The organism is Parapedobacter brassicae (assembly GCF_051400755.1).
Classification (GTDB): Bacteria; Bacteroidota; Bacteroidia; order Sphingobacteriales; family Sphingobacteriaceae; genus Parapedobacter.
Window position 1 is genome coordinate 402,294 of record NZ_JBLFFL010000001.1, and the last position, 16,970, is coordinate 419,263.

The 16,970-nt window shown below is 55.7% G+C and carries 13 protein-coding genes; 5 read left to right on the top strand and 8 right to left on the bottom strand.

Going from position 1 to position 16,970, the window contains the following annotated elements; all coding sequences use genetic code 11:
- Positions 1-2 precede the first annotated feature (2 nt).
- The 6 genes from ACMGDE_RS01760 to nirB all read right to left on the bottom strand — a co-directional run bounded on the left by ACMGDE_RS01760 (position 3) and on the right by nirB (position 9,940).
- A complete protein-coding gene (locus ACMGDE_RS01760; RefSeq protein WP_436831031.1) occupies positions 3-278 on the bottom strand; it encodes an Rdx family protein in 276 nt (91 codons plus the stop codon).
- Positions 279-697: 419 nt separating this feature from the next.
- A complete protein-coding gene (locus ACMGDE_RS01765; protein WP_436831032.1) occupies positions 698-2,188 on the bottom strand; it encodes a rubredoxin in 1,491 nt (496 codons plus the stop codon).
- Between the two features lie 6 nt (positions 2,189-2,194).
- Complete coding sequence (locus tag ACMGDE_RS01770; protein WP_436831033.1) at positions 2,195-5,719, bottom strand: molybdopterin-dependent oxidoreductase; 3,525 nt, start codon at positions 5,717-5,719, stop codon at positions 2,195-2,197.
- Between the two features lie 10 nt (positions 5,720-5,729).
- Complete coding sequence (locus ACMGDE_RS01775) at positions 5,730-7,049, bottom strand: MFS transporter (RefSeq protein ID WP_436831034.1); 1,320 nt, start codon at positions 7,047-7,049, stop codon at positions 5,730-5,732.
- On the bottom strand, positions 7,042-7,416 hold the full coding sequence (gene nirD / locus ACMGDE_RS01780; protein ID WP_436831035.1) for a nitrite reductase small subunit NirD: 375 nt from the start codon (positions 7,414-7,416) through the stop codon (positions 7,042-7,044). Before nirD ends, ACMGDE_RS01775 begins: the two co-directional genes overlap by 8 nt.
- A 19-nt stretch (positions 7,417-7,435) precedes the next feature.
- Positions 7,436-9,940 (bottom strand): nitrite reductase large subunit NirB, encoded by a 2,505-nt coding sequence (nirB, locus tag ACMGDE_RS01785; RefSeq protein WP_436831036.1) that lies wholly within the window; start codon positions 9,938-9,940, stop codon positions 7,436-7,438.
- 115 nt (positions 9,941-10,055) lie between these two features.
- Here nirB and ACMGDE_RS01790 point away from each other — a divergent pair, with 115 nt between their 5' ends.
- The gene (locus tag ACMGDE_RS01790) at positions 10,056-10,790 is read left to right on the top strand and encodes an SAM-dependent methyltransferase (protein WP_436831037.1); all 735 of its coding nucleotides are present in this window, start codon (positions 10,056-10,058) and stop codon (positions 10,788-10,790) included.
- On the opposite strand, the gene cobA is transcribed toward ACMGDE_RS01790, so the two are convergent.
- Positions 10,758-11,561, bottom strand: a complete 804-nt coding sequence (gene cobA / locus ACMGDE_RS01795; RefSeq protein ID WP_436831038.1) for a uroporphyrinogen-III C-methyltransferase — start codon at positions 11,559-11,561, stop codon at positions 10,758-10,760. The genes ACMGDE_RS01790 and cobA overlap by 33 nt on opposite strands.
- Positions 11,562-11,827: 266 nt before the next feature.
- Here cobA and ACMGDE_RS01800 point away from each other — a divergent pair, with 266 nt between their 5' ends.
- A complete protein-coding gene (locus tag ACMGDE_RS01800) occupies positions 11,828-12,439 on the top strand; it encodes an FKBP-type peptidyl-prolyl cis-trans isomerase (protein WP_436831039.1) in 612 nt (203 codons plus the stop codon).
- Positions 12,440-12,470: 31 nt separating this feature from the next.
- Positions 12,471-13,400 (top strand): FKBP-type peptidyl-prolyl cis-trans isomerase, encoded by a 930-nt coding sequence (locus ACMGDE_RS01805; protein ID WP_436831040.1) that lies wholly within the window; start codon positions 12,471-12,473, stop codon positions 13,398-13,400.
- 48 nt (positions 13,401-13,448) lie between these two features.
- Here ACMGDE_RS01805 and gldB read toward each other — a convergent pair whose 3' ends face one another.
- The gene (gene gldB / locus ACMGDE_RS01810; RefSeq protein ID WP_495911613.1) at positions 13,449-14,483 is read right to left on the bottom strand and encodes a gliding motility lipoprotein GldB; all 1,035 of its coding nucleotides are present in this window, start codon (positions 14,481-14,483) and stop codon (positions 13,449-13,451) included.
- A gap of 117 nt (positions 14,484-14,600) precedes the next feature.
- On the opposite strand from gldB, the gene ACMGDE_RS01815 reads away from it, so the two are divergent.
- Together ACMGDE_RS01815 and ACMGDE_RS01820 are read left to right on the top strand one after the other, a co-directional pair.
- Positions 14,601-15,227 (top strand): outer membrane beta-barrel protein, encoded by a 627-nt coding sequence (locus ACMGDE_RS01815; RefSeq protein WP_436831042.1) that lies wholly within the window; start codon positions 14,601-14,603, stop codon positions 15,225-15,227.
- Positions 15,228-15,248: 21 nt separating this feature from the next.
- Complete coding sequence (locus ACMGDE_RS01820; RefSeq protein WP_436831043.1) at positions 15,249-16,889, top strand: NAD+ synthase; 1,641 nt, start codon at positions 15,249-15,251, stop codon at positions 16,887-16,889.
- Positions 16,890-16,970 lie beyond the last annotated feature (81 nt).

The window sequence follows — 16,970 nt, forward strand, 5'->3', positions numbered from 1 at the left end:
GTCTACTTCTTGTCCGTATGCCCCAAATCCTTATCCGGCGCCACGCGGTCGCGGACCAGCCGTTTCAGCGCAGCGATTTCGGGGAAGCCATCCACCTTGCGATCGAGGATCAGCACCCCGTCGACATACATGCAGAATTTACCGCCTGTCTCCGATGGACAGAGGCTTACCCCCTGCAGCTCGTCGGTAAACGTGGTGAGCAGCTCCGATGCCATGTAGGCCGCTCGCAGCAACCATCCGCACTTGGGGCAGTATTCAATCGTGATGGTGGGTTTCATTCGATAATCATCTGTTCTTAATGGCCTCATGGAACCTGCATGTTCATCGCCTGTTATGCAAGGCGCTGACATGACAGGTTTCATTCTTCGAAAATACACAAATTTTGGGTTCACGCAAAGCGCTACCGTCTGGACATACTCCAGAATTTAGTGCCTCTTCCAGCCCGTCAAAACGAATCCGGCTGGGCTGCTCCCTTGCCATCTATTGCCGCGGGCTTTCCGCCTCAAGCCGGCGGAAAGCCCGCGGCCTGCCAGCAGCAGACCAAGCGGATCACGAAGTAAAGCGCAGCGGAACGTCTTGATCCGCGCATAAAAAAGGCTTTGCAAACAAATGCAACGACGGCCTCCCGCCTGAACGCTTGGCTCCCGCGTGCCGAAATCCGATATCTTTCGGTATGTCCAGACTACCGTATACCCCCTCAAACATGCGGTATTTCATCAAACAACGTTTCGGCGGCGACTTCCTTCAGGGCTTGTTTGTCTGCCTCGCAGACGGGGCAGCGATACTGTTGGGGCAGCGCTGCAAACGCCGTATCGGGGGCAATCCCCTGCGCCTCATCGCCCGCCGTTGGGTCATATACCGTCAGGCATGCCTGGCATTGGTAAACGCGCCTCGACTCGGCCACCACTGAAGCGGGCTTCGCATGATCTTCCGATGCCAGGTCCAACGGATGCTCGTTGTGGAAATAGAACAAATTGCAGAGGGACACCAGGTTCTTGCCGATGGCTTCCTTCGGTATGCCTTTTTTGAAAGACAGCAGTTCATTCGCATTGGGGTTGAAGTCTTTCGTATACAGGATATCGAACCGTTCGGATGAACCGAATGCTTTCAGGCGGTCGGGAAGCTTCCGGATCACAATGGAGCCGAACATACTGGAACGCGGCCGCGTCTGGATGGCGAAGCAAAGCCCATAGGTGCGCACATCTCCCCGGTCGAAATAGTGGATGATGGCCTGCTTCAATGCCGCCACATCGTCCTTGTTGTCTTCGATCTGCCAATTCAGCTCATTGGCTGCATGCCGCACATTGATGCGGTGTTTGCTCAGCACATGCCCCCACAGCGCTCGCTGCCCGGCGGCAATGTCTTTGATCACGATGCTTTTCCAGGGTGTGGTGTACAGCTGGGCCACCTTCGTCTGCTGGCACACCAGGCAGATGTCTTTCAGGAAGGATACGCTGAACAATTCGTTGCGCCGGTAAATGCCCAGCCAGTAGGTGTTATCGCTCTTATTGAAGCCTTCGTAGTACAGCAGGGCGAACCGCGGTGGCTGGATCGGCTCGTCCTGCGGCTTTGCGATATAAGTAACCCGTTTCCGCACGAGGGCATGCAGCTCGCTCCCCCGTACAGCCGCCTCGTGCTGGCCGGATTCGTTCCATCGGAGGATCGTGTGTTCCAGCGCTTTGGATACCCGTGCAATATCGTTGGTATATACCAATTCGGGCCAGTAATAGTAGGTGCTTCCCTTTGGGAACCGAATACAGAGGTGCCAATAGTGGGCGGACGACGAGGTGATCCAATTGATGTGGCCGGTGAAGAGCGGCACGAAGGTCTGTTGCTGATCGCAGATGTTCACCTTCAGCCGGGGTGTATAGTCAAACAGGTCGAACACATCCTTATACCCCCCTTCGCGCAGCCAGGTGTCATCGATGGCGATGTTGACCGCCGGATAGGAGCTAACGATATTGGGTGGCGCGTCGGCATAGGGGTATGCCGGGATCCGGTGTTGATTGCACGCCTCCACGAATGGGGTCAGCTGTTTGGCCGGGATATTCACGATCATATCCTGGCGAAGGCCGAAGCGCACATCAGATACCCCAATGCCCGTGAGCAGGTCGAGGATCGTATTGAGCTGACCCGGCGATACGATGCCGCCCCTGAACGGAATGATATATGCGTGTGTATGTTCCATGTTGCGTTAAACCGCTTTCCGCATCGTCTCCTGTATTTCGGTGTCGGCTATCCGATCCAGTATCGCCTGCACTTCGGGTCGGCAGCTCCCGCAGCCCAGGCCTGCGCCCGATGCCTCACACAGCGCCTTCAGGTCTGTGCATCCGTTGCTGATGGCCTGGGTGATGTTTCCTTCACCCACATTTCCGCAGGAGCAGACCACCTTGCCCAACACCGGTGTCACCGGCTTACCCGAGCGCAACAGCTCCAGCCGCTTATCGGAGAGTTCGATCTGCTGTTCGATGAGGTGTTTGAACTCGGCAAACTCACTTTTATCGCCGATCAATATAGCACCCACCAGCCGGTCTTTGTGCACGATGCACTTTTTGTAATACCGCTTGGCCTTATCGATGAATACCACCTCCTCGTAGGCTCCATCGTTATTGGGCACTTCTGGCAGGCCGATGGAACATAACTCGGTGCCCCGCACTTTGAGCAGGTTCATCGGCAGCGAGCCCGCGTAGGGCTCGCCGATATCCCCACTCACATACCGAGCTACCACCGCGGCCTGCTGTTCGGCCGCGGCGGTGATCCCATAAAGCTTGCCATTAAACTCCGCGATCTCCCCAATGGCAAAAATATCCGGATCAGCCGTACGCAGGTATTCATCAACCAGCACCCCACGCTTGCAGGCCAAGCCACTGGCCTTGGCAAGCTCAATGTTCGGCGTGGTGCCGATGGCCATCACCACCGCCTGGCAGGCAATTTCGCCGCCGCTCTTGAGGCGCACACCGCGTATCTGCCCGTTGCCGACGAAGCGCTCCACCTCATCGTTGAACAGTACCTCGATGCCCTTTTCGACCAATTCCTCGTGCAGCAGTTGGCAACCGAGCACATCCAGCTGCCGATCCATCAGGCGGGATGACCGCTGCAGGATGCAACTGCCCACGCGGAGTTCCTGGAGCGATGCCGCGAGTTCGATGCCCAGCAAACCGCCGCCGATAATGACTACTTTGCCTTTCTTGGGGTCGATGTGCGCCAGAAAATCATCGGCATCGCGCCGGCTGCGCATCGTAAACAGGCCCGCCATTGCGGGTAAATCCTTCAACGTGGAGGCGCGGCTCCCCGTAGCCATCACCAACAGGTCATACGCATGCTCTCGGCCAAGGCTGTCGGTCACCGTCTTCCGCTCCCGGTCGATGCGTTCGACGCTGGTACCCCGGTGCACGGTGATGCGGCACTCGGCTTCGCCGCCGTCCCGCATGCGCAGGAGCTGCGACCACCCCATTGCACCGCTTATGTAGTCGGGCAGCATGATGCGGTTGTAAAAGGCTGCCGGTTCCTTGCTGAATACGGTGATCTCGTCATCGGTATTCAGCTCGCGGTAATGCTTGACAAATGCAAATGCCCCGGCGCCGGCGCCGACGACCACGATGCGTTGCCTCAACTTGCAATACCGCCACACGGCCACTGCCGAAAATTTGAAATCGGGCTCCTTCGAGATGGGATCCAACAAGTTATTCGTCGTATTATTAGCCCGGTGGAGGTCGCTATCCAGCACCTTGCCCCAGTGCATAGGCAGAAACACCACGCCCGGCTTGATATCCCCGCTCAGCTGCGCCTTTACCCGTACTGTGCCCCGGCGACTGTTCACTTCCACCAAGTCGCCCTCGCCAATGCCGCGCACTGCGGCATCATCGGGGTGTATCTCCAGAAACGCCTGCGCAATGTGCTGCCGCAGCCGGTTTACTTTGCCCGTCTTGCTCATCGTATGCCACTGATCGCGGATGCGCCCCGTGGTCAAGATCAGGGGAAAGTCGGGACTCACCCGTTCGGATAAATTCGCATCGTCACATGCATGGATGGCCGCCCTGCCGGTAGGGGTGTAAAACCGGTGATCGGTAAACAGGCGCTCCTGCCCCCGGGGGGCCTCGGCGTTTGCTGGATACGGCCATTGGACGGTCCGCTTTTCGCGCAGGACCGCGTAGCTCAACCCCGATATATCGATACGGGTGCCCGCCGTAAGCCGGCAGTGCTCGGCATAGACTTCCGCCATATCGGCATAGTCAAACCCGTGGAAACCCATTTCACGTGCAAAGCGGCAGAGGATCTCCGCGTCGGGCAATGCTTCACCCGGCGCATCCACCACCTTGCCGAGGTAGGTAATCCGGCGCTCGGCATTGGTCATCGTGCCTTCCTTTTCGGCCCAGGCCGCTGCAGGCAGCACCACATCGGCGTAGCGCAGCGTTTCTGGCTTGCGGCTGATCTCCTGCACCACCACAAACTTCGCTTTGGCCAGAGCGGCCTCCGCCTTGCGCACATCAGGCAAGCTCACCAGCGGATTGGTACCCATGATCCAGATCGCTTTCAGCCGCCCGTCGTCCAGCGCTTCAAACATCTCCGTAGCCGTATAGCCCACCTTCGGCGAAATCGGGCCGCTGTCCCAGAACCCCTGTACAAAACGGCGGTCGTCCGCACTCGCCAGCGAACGATGCGCCGGCAGGAGATTGGCCAGTCCACCCACCTCACGCCCACCCATGGCATTGGGTTGTCCGGTCAGGGAGAACGGGCCGCTGCCCGGCTTACCGATGTGGCCGGTGATCAGGTTGAGGTTGATCAACGACAGGTTTTTGCTCACGCCCACCACACTTTGGTTGAGCCCCATGGTCCACATGGTGAGCAAACCTGAAGCCTGCGCAATCATCGATGCCGCTGCATGGATAAGCGCTTCGGACACCCCGCAGATGGCAGCGGCCTCCGCCACCGAGCGTTGCATCACCTGGGCACTGAAGGCCGCGAATCCCGTCGTATGGTCGTGGATAAATTCGGCGTCGACATCGCCGTTTTCAATTAAAACCCGGGCGATGGCGTGATGCAGCGTGATATCGGTGCCCGGGTGCACCTGCAAGTGCAGGTCGGCCACCGCGCACGTCTGCGTGCGCCGCGGATCACTCACAATGATCTTCAGGTTTGGATTAGCCGCTTTCGCCGCTTCCACCCGTCTCCAGAGGATGGGGTGGCACCATGCGGGATTGGCCCCTGCCACGAAGATGCAGTCAGCCTGCTCGATATCATCATAACAAACCGGCACGCTATCCTCGCCGAGGCTCATCTTATAGGCCGCCACGGCACTGCTCATGCACAGGCGTGAGTTGGTATCGATGTTATTGCTGCCGATGAATCCCTTGACCAGCTTGTTGACGATGTAATACTCCTCGGTGAGGCACTGGCCCGATGCATAAAACGCCACGCTCTCCGGACCGTGCTGCCGGATCAGCGAGCTGAATACCGCAGCGGTGCGACGGAGCGCCATCTCCCAATTGACGCGCCGCCTGGGCATGTACTTGCTGTAGCGCATTTCCGGATACAGCAGCCGATCGCTGGTATCCATGACGGTATAATGCAAGTTCATGCCTTTGCTGCACAGCATGCCCCTATTCACAGGGTGCTGCTTATCCCCCTCCACCCGTAAACTCCCGTCCCGGTTCTTGTGTACCTCTACCCCGCATCCCACCCCACAGTAGCAACAAGTCGTCTTGATGATCTCCGGCATGATCAATATGCTATGATTTCACTTCCACTGCGCGGGCTTCTCCAAACACGCGCGTTTCGCCCACAGCCCCTTCCTTATCGAAGCTCGTGGCAAAGACCAGGGCCGCCACCACGATGACTGCCACCCCGATATACAGGAATGCCGTAGCATAGCTGATGTTCTCCGCTTTGAACAGGAATCCGAACAGCATGCCCCCCAGGTTGCCCCCTGCCCCCACGATACCGCTCACCATCCCCACATTATTTTTATTGACAAACGGGACGATGCCATAGGTCGCGCCATTTGCCATTTTGAGGAACAGCGCAAAAGACAGCATGGATACGACCGCCAGGACGATCGATCCGGCCTGGGCAAAGAGCATGATGCCTGCGCCTTCGAGCACGAGCAGGATGCCCAGCAGCACCCCCTTGCCCCGGAGCCCCGATTGCCTCCCGACCCGATCGGAGGCCACGCCCCCGATGGCGCGTGCGAAAATGTTCATGGCCCCGAATACACCCGCCCACAGTCCGGCCGATGCCTGCGACAGCTGGAAGGTATCTACAAAATACAGGGCCGCGACGTTGTCAAACGTGATCTCCACGCCGAAGCATACTGCATAGGCTACCGAAAGGGCCCATATACGCCAATCGGCCAGCACCCGCCAGTCGGATTGCACACGGCCTTGCTGCGGCCGCCCGACTTCGCTATAGTTGCCTGCGGGCGTATCCTGGGTATACCGGTAATAGAGCCACGCCACCCCCCACATCATGACCGCGGGCAGCACCATCGCATAGCGCCACGCCTGCGGACTGGCATAGCCGATGCCCACGATGGCCGCAAAGATCAACGGCATCACCATATTCGTGATGCCACCGCCCAGGTTGCCCAGTCCACCCGCCACGGCATTTGCCGTCCCTTTTACCTGCGCGTTGAACATGACCGAGCAGTGGAATTGCGTGATGACGAACGAGGCCCCGATGACGCCAATGGCGGCGCGGAACAGCAGCAATAGGTGATAGTCGCGGGCCAACCCCACCAGCAGTACCGGTATGGAACCCACGAGCAGCATGACCACCGCCGTCTTCCTCGGTCCCCACACATCACAAAGCCTTCCGATAACGAGACGCGCGATAATGGTAGACGATACAGAAACGATGATCAGGTTGCCCACCTCGTTTTTGGTGAGACCCATTTCATCACGGATGGTGGGCATCAGTGGCGCCAGGCCAAACCAGCCGAAGAAACAGACGAAGAACATGAGCCACGTGATGTGGAATGTCCGCATCTGCACCCCTTTCAGGCTGAAGAATTTGAGTTCACCCAACGGGCGGTTTTCCGTTGCTTCAGCCATATACTTCCTCCTCACAGGTGCTTACGCCGATGAATACCTGACCGTCTTCCACTTTCACGGGGTACACCTTGATGGCACATTCCTCGCCGTTGATGCAACGCCCATCGACCAACGAAAAGGTTTTTTTATGGAACGGGCACGCCACTTTCGGTTCCCCATTGTCCGAACCGATCATGCCGCGGCTCAGCGCCATCTGCTGCCGGTGCGGACATTGATTCTGCGACGCATACCATTCGCCCCGGCGGGCAAAATGGAATAAGGCAATCTGTTCTTCCTGATATTTCACACATACCCCCCCGTTGGCGGGTACATCTTCCAGCCTGCAGGCCAGGAACCACGTGATGCTATCGTTCGATGTTGTGTTCATAAGGCAATTATTGAAGTTGTTATTTCCAGTCGACCACTTTTTTCTGCTCCCGCATCGGCTCAAACCGGACCGTCGGATCTTTCTCTTCCGGCGCATTCACGAAATGGCTGAAGCGCTTGCGGACCTGCGGGTCGCTTACCGCCATTTTCCATTCACAGGCATAGTTGTCTACCAGCAGCTGCATGTCGCGCTCCCATTGTTCGGCCATGCCGAGGCTATCGTTGATGACCACATTGCGCAGGTAGTCGATGCCGCCCTCCATCTTGTTGAGCCAAGTGGCTGTGCGCGTGAGCGGATCGGCCGTGCTGATGTAAAATTGCAGGAAGCGGTCGATGTAGCGGATGCAGGTTTCGCTATCCAGGTCCGTCGCCAGCAATTGCGCGTGCTGCGGTTTGCTGCCTCCATTGCCGCACACGTAGAGATTCCACCCCTTTTCGGTGGCGATGATGCCAAAATCTTTGCTCTGCGCTTCGGCGCACTCCCGGATGCAGCCGGAAACGGCCGACTTGATCTTGTGCGGTGCCCGGAGGCCACGGTAACGTTCTTCGACCCGTATGGCGAAGCTTACACTATCGAGCAAGCCAAACCGGCACCACGTGCTGCCTACGCAGCTCTTAACGGTGCGGAGCGCCTTGCCGTAGGCGTGACCGCTCTCGAAGCCCGCAGCGATGAGTTCCTCCCATATTGCGGGCAGGTCGCTAAGGTGCGCGCCGAACAGGTCGATGCGCTGTCCACCCGTAATCTTGGTATACAGGTTGTATTTCTTGGCCACGTGACCGATGACGATGAGCTTATCCGGCGTGATTTCGCCGCCGGGTATGCGCGGCACCACCGAATACGTGCCGCCCTTTTGGATATTGGCCAGAAACCGGTCGTTGCTGTCCTGCGCGGTATCGTTGTTCTTGTGCAGGATCATCTCGTTCCAGAGGCTGGCAACAATGGAACTGACGGCCGGTTTGCAGACCTCACAGCCGTCGCCCGCACCCAATTGGTCGAGCACTTCGTCATAGGTTTTCAACGCATGAAGCTTCACCAAGTCATACAGTTCCTGCCGGGAATAGGCGAAATGCTCACAGAGTACATTGCGCACATACTTGCCCTGCGCTTTCATGGTATGCACCATCAGGTCTTTCACCATCGGCAGGCAGCCTCCGCATCCCGTACCCGCTTTGGTACATTGCTTGATGGCCTCCACGGTCTCACACCCGTCATTAACCGCCTGGCAGATGCTTCCCTTGCTGATGCCTTCGCAGCTGCATATCAACGCCTCATCCGGCAGTCCGAGCACCCCGGCACCACCATCGCCCTGTCCACCGCGCGTACCTAAGATCACGTCTTCCGGATCCGGCGGCAGCACCAGCTGGTTTTTACAGGTTTGCAGCAACATGTTATAGCTTTCCGCATCTCCCACGAGGATGCCGCCCAGCAGGTATTTGCCGTCGTTGCTGATGTTGATCCGCTTGTACACCCCTTTGGCCGATTGCTCGAACACCACCGACCGGCAGCTTTCGCGCTCGCCGAAGGGGTCGCCGAAACTCGCCACGTCTATGCCGATCAGCTTGAGTTTCGTGCTCATATCGAACCCATGGAACGCCTTCTCCCCCTTGCCTTCCGCCAGCGAGGCGGCCATCACTTCGGCCATCTCGTATCCCGGAGCCACCAAGCCATAGATCATCCCCTGGTGCAGCGCACATTCGCCGATCGCGTAGATACTGGGGTCGGTGGTCTGCAGGTATTCATCGACCACGATGCCGCCCCGCGGACCCACTTCCAGTCCCGACGCCGCGGCCAGCTCATCGCGCGGGCGGATACCCGCCGAAATCACCAGCATATCGACTTCCAGCTGGGTATCGTCCGAGAACTGCAAGCCTTCAATAGTCTCTGCTCCATAAATCGCCGATGTGCTTTTTGCGGTATGGATACGCAGGCCCAGTTGTTCCAATTTCGACTGGAGCATCCGAGAGCCTACATCATCGATCTGCCGGGGCATCAGCCGGGGGGCAAACTCGATCACGTGCGTATCGGCAATCCCCAGGTCGAGCATCGCCTTGGCCGCCTCCAATCCCAATAGCCCGCCGCCGATGACCGCCCCTCTTTTCACCTGTTTGGCATAGCCGGCCATCAGCTCCAAGTCTTCAATGGTACGGTATACGAACACCCCTTGCTTATCCACCCCGGGGATGGGAGGCACGAATGCCGAAGAACCGGTGGCCAGCACGAGGACATCATAGGGGTCAGCGACCCCTTGGTGCGTGATGATGCATTTATGGATGCGGTCGATGCCCACCACCAATGCGCCAGTAACCAACCGGATGTTTTGCTCGGCATACCACGACGCCGGTGCCATCAACAGCTCATCGGCTGTTTTGCCCGAGAAATACGCACTCAGGTGCACCCGGTCATAGGCTGGCCGTGGCTCCTCTCCGTATACAGTAACCTCGAAACGATCGTAACCCGCTTTTTTGCTTAGTTTTTCGCAAAACTTATAGCCAACCATCCCGTTTCCAACAACTATTACCTTCATTTTTCTGTTATTTTTACGTAAATAACCGTTAACTCCGTCAAAATAAGGGTTATTTTTTTAGAAAAACAAGTATTAATTCAAAATATATACGTAATTTTACTTAAATTTTAATGAAATGCATTGCTCGATACTTAGAAATACCGGAGACGCGGGCTTCATTACGGTAAAAGCGTTGAAGCGGATTCAATCCGCCGATGTCATTTGGATGGACGAACATGTGGATTCGGACGTATTGCGGCATATCGGGGAACACTGCTCGGTCGCCCGGAGTTTGGACGAGGTGTTGCGATACCTTCAACACGAGGCGGCACATCCGGGCATCCGGCTTGCGCGGCTGACAGAGGAACGCGACAGCAGTCCGGAAAGGGAACGGTTTGAGCTGATGCTGTTCAGCGCGATGGGATTCGCCGTGGAAATCGTACCGGGTATCAGCAACGTGATCCGCGTGAGCGGGGCAAGCACCTTTCCGCTCACGGTGCGGGGGCGCAACGAAAGTTTCTGGGTATGGCGGGGGACTGCCGCTCAAACCGGCGATCCCGCGACCTTAACGGCCTGGGAAGACGTCGCAGCGACACAGGCTACCCTCATCGCGGTCAACCCCCCGACAGGCGATATGCCGCGGCTGCTCCGCGCCGTCGCTGCCCGTCGCCATGCGCACACCCCCGTATTATACAGCAGTAGAGACGGCCAGGAGACGATACTTCACCTAGCGCAGCTGGCAACGATGCAGGTGGACTGGCAAAGCTGCCACCTCTTGGTGGTCAACCCTTCTCCGAAAACGCTCCCAAAAAGCGCGCATATGGGTGTGTCGCATCCCTTATCCCTCGAAGTCGGTTATGCCGCCGGTTGACCGGAGCCACGCCATGAGGTCACTCTTATGCTGGCTAACCGACCGGCCGATGATGATGACCGCGGGCGCGCCGATCCCCGCGCGTTTGGCTTCGGTGAGCACGGTGCCCACCTCGGCAAACAGAATCCGCTCACCGGCCGTGGAGCCGTTTTGAATGATCGCCACCGGTACGTCGCTTTTTCCTTCCAGCACGTAAGTTTCCACGATCTCCCCCAGGTTATTGATGCCCATCAGGATGACGGCTGTGATGTCATTGCGGGCCGCGACCGCCACGTCTTCCGCCATCTGTCCATCTTTGGTCGCCCCGGTGATCACCCAAAAACTATCGGAGATCCCCTCGGCGGTAAGCGGTATGCCATGGGCTTCCGCCAAGCCCAACGCACTGGATACGCCAGGCACCACCTCCACCGGCAGTCCCTGCTGACGCACATAGTGGAGTTCCTCGTTGCCGCGACCGAAAACATAAGGATCGCCGCCTTTCAGCCGCACGACATGGCCACGCTCCTGCGCATACTGCACCAACATCCGGTTGATCTCCGCTTGCGGGAATGCATGATTGCCCGCACGCTTGCCTACGAAGACCTGCAGCGATCCCTCGGAGGTATACGCCAATAATTCCTTGCTGACCAGCGCATCATACAGTACCACATCGGCCGTGCGCAGCGCCTCGACCCCGCGGAGGCTGATCAATTCGGGGTCGCCGGGACCCGCTCCGACCAACGTGACCCTGGCGCTCGGATGACGCGGGACTTCTGGAGGTGTTCCTTCCATTATTTCTCATCTATTGTAGCAATCTTTGACACCGTCTCGTTTACTTATGACAAACTTTATGGCTTACTGGTTTTCAAGGTGTTAAACAAACCTTTACTCCCGTATTTTGTTAAAAAGTGTTAAGGAACTAATTAATCAGATTATTTAAATAACTTTGCGACTTGCGAAGTTGGACGCGTAAAACTATGAAACCTGCATGAGTTTCCGCTTAAAAAGATTGCCGCTGGCTCATGCAAGCATCATTGCCGCAAAAAACAATTATTAAAATGAAAAAAGCAAACGTATTTGTAATGGGGTTGTTGGTGGTATCGGCATTCTCTTCGTGTCTTAAGGAAGAAGATAGTTTCGATGCTGCGGCGCAGTATGAACTGGAAAAACCCATTATCGAAGCCTACGCCATGGCAAACCTGGATAACCCGCTGTTTCACGAACGTACGGGCATCTGGTATGAAATCATTGAACCGGGCGATCCCGCGTCTTACCAGTACAAAGTGATTGAAAGCCAAAATGCCATCGAGGCACCAGCCGTATGGGTCAATTATGAAGGACGGTTGGTCAACTCCGATACCGAATTTGATTCCGATGATACCGCAGGCGGCGTGAAAATGTCTTTGGCGGGTGTCATTCTGGCCTGGCAGGCTATCTTTTTCCCCGAAGAGATTATCTACGGTGAAGACGGCGAGTTACTGGAAGAACCGGCCGAATTTGGCGGCATCACGGAGAGCGGCTTAGGGGCAGGCGCGGTGGTGCGCATCGTAACCCCTTCACGGTGGGCTTACGCAAATCAGGGTCAAGGATCGATTCCGGCAAATGCGCCGTTATACTTCGAGATCACGGTCCATGATATCCAGGAACCAGATGCGTCTGGCACCAATTGATTAAACGCACTATAATCGTATACCGGCAACAATGATCAAATCGACTTCCCGTATTGTAACTATTGGCATCGCAGCTCTTGCCTTTTTCGTGGGTTGCGAAAAGAAAGAATACCAATCTTTTGAGGAATTGGACAATGCCAATATCCTCGAATATATCCAGAAAAACAATCTCAACGTCAGCCAATACAAGGATACCGATCTGTTTTATGAGGTGTTGGAGGAAGGTACCGGCAATCCGATCGATTATACCAAGACCTATCCGGTGGTCTATACGGTGAAAAGCCTGGATGGGGTATATAACTCCGGTGACACCATGAGCTTTAATAACCGCTACGCCGATTACTTCGGTTATTTTCCTTTCGGCTCGTCAGCTGCTGGCACCCCCACGGTGGAACGCCCGGGCGATTTCAAGGAAGTCATCCGTGAAATCCTGCAAAACACCAACGGAAAAATCCGCATCATCGTACCCTCGCGGCTCATGTACGGCCGCAACGGCGTGCCCAGCCAAGGCATCCCGCCCAACGCGTCATTGGACTATGTGGTGACCGTGCATGATAATTTTGAGGCCTATGAAGACGGCGTAATCCAAAACATGATCGCCAAAGCCGGACTCAACCTTGAAGACTTCACCAAGACCGAGGACAGCATTTATTACCATATCATCGACCAAGGCGACGGCGATGCGATCACCGCCGATTCGACCGTCAACGTTAACTATACCCTTAAAAATTCGGCGGCTACGGTTATCGATTCGGGCACTGATGCCGAATTCGATTTGGCTGGGGGTACGATTGTCGCTTGGTCGAAGGTCATTCCATTAATCAACAAAGGTGGTAAAATTCGGTTCTTTGTGCCAAGTTCACAAGGATATGGAGTTACCGGAGGGAGAGATCAATATGGCAACTTCACCATACCTCAATTTTTTTCACTTGATTTTGAGGTCGAGGTATTGGATAAGTAAACGATTTTGATATTTCATTGGAAGCTCGCAACTCCTTGCGGGCTTTTTTTATCTCCCCTTATACCTCGACCCCTCCAGCACCGCCTGCGCGTCGGTGATACCCAGTAATTCCTCCGGCGTGGTTTCGGGGTGCCGTTCCATGTATTTCCGAACGATCTGCCAGCCGATGAACACACCAAGTTTGGGAGCGGATTCATTTTGCTCTCCAAGCTCCGGCGTAAAGGGGGCTTCACCGAGGTACTTCTGGATGCGGTTATAATCGGCCTCATACAGCAGGTTTTCCTGTAAGAACCATGCCCAGATATCGCGTTCGAAACGGTTGGCCCATTCCTGCTGTTGGCTGGTGTATCCGATTTTGAGACTGTCCGGCACGGTCGGCATCACTTGGTCCATCACGTATAACACCTTGCCCTGGTATACCATATGCGCCAGGAGCGTCACATCCAGCTCGTCCTGCGGGTACAGCTCTTCGCGGATGTAACTCTCCGTCACCCGCGGCACGATGTTTTCCGGTGTGAACCGCTGCGAAAGGTAATGGGGAATGCTGTTCCGCAGCGCGGGATAAAACTTGGAATCGGCTCCGAGGAACATATCCAACCCGATCCCGATGTAATCTTCGCCGATGGGAGTCTGTACGGCAAACCCCGAAAAGAAGGCGATAAACCGCGGGATATCGATCTGGGGGAAGTAATATTTCAGGTGCTTGAACGCATCGGTCAGCCCGGCTTCCTGCACGGCCATATCGGGATAGGTTTCGTAGACGCTGGCTTTCAACGCCTTGAAATCATCGGTCGCCACTACCTCCTGCAACACCGCCGCCAGCCCGACGCTATCCAGCGGATTGCCCGCTTCCAACATGTGCTGCATGTAATCGGCATAAAAATAGCCGTAGCGGTGAAGCCATTCGCGGTTTTTCTGGAGGATATTGCCGGGCCCCAGGCTATCCAGCGCCTGATCGAAGCGTTCGATGCGGATGGCTATATCGATATGGCTGACGTCTACCCGTTCGCGTCTATTGCACGAACACAGCATCACAATCAAAAAAAAGCTATAAATTTGTGAAGTGCGGATTTTGAGCATCATTTTTGTTCCTTAGCCGACGACGAAGTTAAGGATTTTGATGGGTTTTGATGAAACGCGGATAAGTAGATTGATATGCAGAAAAAAACAATACTATTCTCCTTTTTACCTTTATTGTTGATGCTTAACCACCAACGTGGTATGGCCCAGGACTACAACAGTTCGGTTTATCAATATAAACCTGTGTCTCTAGGCATTACGTTTTCGCCTCATCTCGGCTGGATGCGCTACGGCGATGCGGATGGTTATGAGAGCCGTCCAAAATTGGGGTATGCCTATGGCTTGCTTGCCGACTTTGCTTTCACGGAAAATTACTATTTCTCTACCGGGCTGTTGATCAATACGCTGAATAGCGAAATGGAATATGCAGACCCTACCGCAAACACCGTACCCGGTGCCGACCTTACCCACAGTTATCGGCTGCAGTACGCCGAAATCCCCCTATCCCTCAAGCTGAAAAGCACCATGCGGTACTTCCGCAGCTACTATGGGCAGTTCGGTTTTACAGGCGGATTGAAGCTCAACGCCAAAGAAAAGATGCCCGGCGCTTCTTCCCGTACCTCCCTTGGCGATGATGCCGATTTCTTCCGATTAGCGTTGCAAATCGGCGGCGGGGTGGAGTGGCAGCTCGATCACAACCTGGTGATGGTCACCGGCCTGACCTTCAACAACGGGTTTACGCGGGTGATCAAGCAAGGCGAACCCCGCAATTCGTATGTGGCGTTTAATTTCGGCATCTTTTTCTAACGGTTACCAGCAATACGCGACATGATCATCGCTTTAGCACAGCTCACTTACCACATCGGTCACTTCGAATGCAATAACGAGGCCATCATCTGGGCCATCACAGAGGCAAAGGATCGCGGCGCCGATATGGTGGTATTTGCCGAGCTGGCCATCGGCGGATATCCGGCCAAAGACCTGCTCCGCTCACCGGCTTTCCTGGACCGCTGCGAGACTGCCGTCGCTGAGATCGCCACCCATTGCAATGGGATTGCCTGCATTATCGGCGCACCCATACGCAACACCACCGGAAAAGGCAAGCCCTTGTATAACGCTGCGCTGTTCATTGCGGATGGTGCCGTGCAGCAGGTGGTACACAAAGGACTCCTGCCCGACTACGATGTGTTTGATGAGTATCGCTATTTCCAGCCGGCCAATGCCTTCACGTGTGTCATTTTTAATAACCAAAAAATAGCGCTGACCATCTGTGAGGACCTTTGGAATATTGCCACACCGAAGTTATACCGCCGGAATCCCATGGACGCGTTGCGGGAAGAGCATCCCGATATCATCATCAACATTGCTGCCTCTCCGTTTTCTTATAATCACCTCAAGGAGCGGATGGAGGTGCTGCAGGCCCACGCCCGCGAAACCGGCGTACCGCTGCTATACCTCAACCAAGTGGGCGCACATGCCGACATCATTTTCGATGGCCGGTCGCTCATGCTGTCTCATACCGGTGAACTGGTAGACATGATGGCTTCGTTTGCAGAGGACTTTAAGTGCTACGAGCTCACCGGCAAAACCCTCACCCCGCTGCATGAGGTAAGCGCTATCGAGGGACCGTTGGACACGCCGCTGATCCATCAGGCGCTGGTCATGGGTATCCGCGATTATTTCTGCAAATCAGGCTTTAAAAAGGCTGTAGTGGGCCTGTCCGGCGGCATCGACTCGGCAGTGGTCGCGGCGCTGGCCTGCGAGGCGCTCGGTCCGGAAAATGTGCTGGCCGTGCTCATGCCTTCGGCGTATTCCAGCGATCATTCCATCAAGGACGCCCTCGATCTGGTGCAAAATACAGGTTGCCACCATGAAACCGTGCCCATACAGCCCATGGCTGATGCATTCAGCCAAAGCCTTGCACAAGCATTCGAAGGATTGGCCCCCGACGTAACGGAGGAGAACATCCAAGCCCGCATCCGCGGCACCTTGCTGATGGCATTTTCCAACAAACAGGGCTACATCCTGCTCAATACCTCCAATAAGAGCGAAGCCGCCGTGGGGTATGGTACCTTATATGGCGATATGGCCGGGGCGCTGGGCGTCATCGGCGATGTCTACAAGACCCAGGTCTATAAGTTGGCTGGCTATATCAACCGTAATACCATCATCATACCGCACCACACCATCACGAAAGCCCCATCGGCCGAATTGAGGCCGAACCAGAAAGACAGCGACTCCCTGCCGGAATACGAGTTGCTGGATTCGGTATTGTTCCAGTACATCGAAAATGAAAAGAGTGCGGAGCAGATCATCGCGCTGGGGTTTGATGAGCAGCTGGTACACCGTGTATTGAACCTGGTAAACAAAGCCGAATTCAAGCGCTACCAAGCCCCGCCGATATTGCGCGTAAGCAGCAAGGCCTTTGGCGTAGGCAGGGCCATGCCCCTGGTAGCCAAATATCCATAGCCTCCGATTAAACCATCGTTCCTTTGATATGTCTAATAATGGTAAGCTTATTATCATTAGGGATTAATTAATATAAGGAGA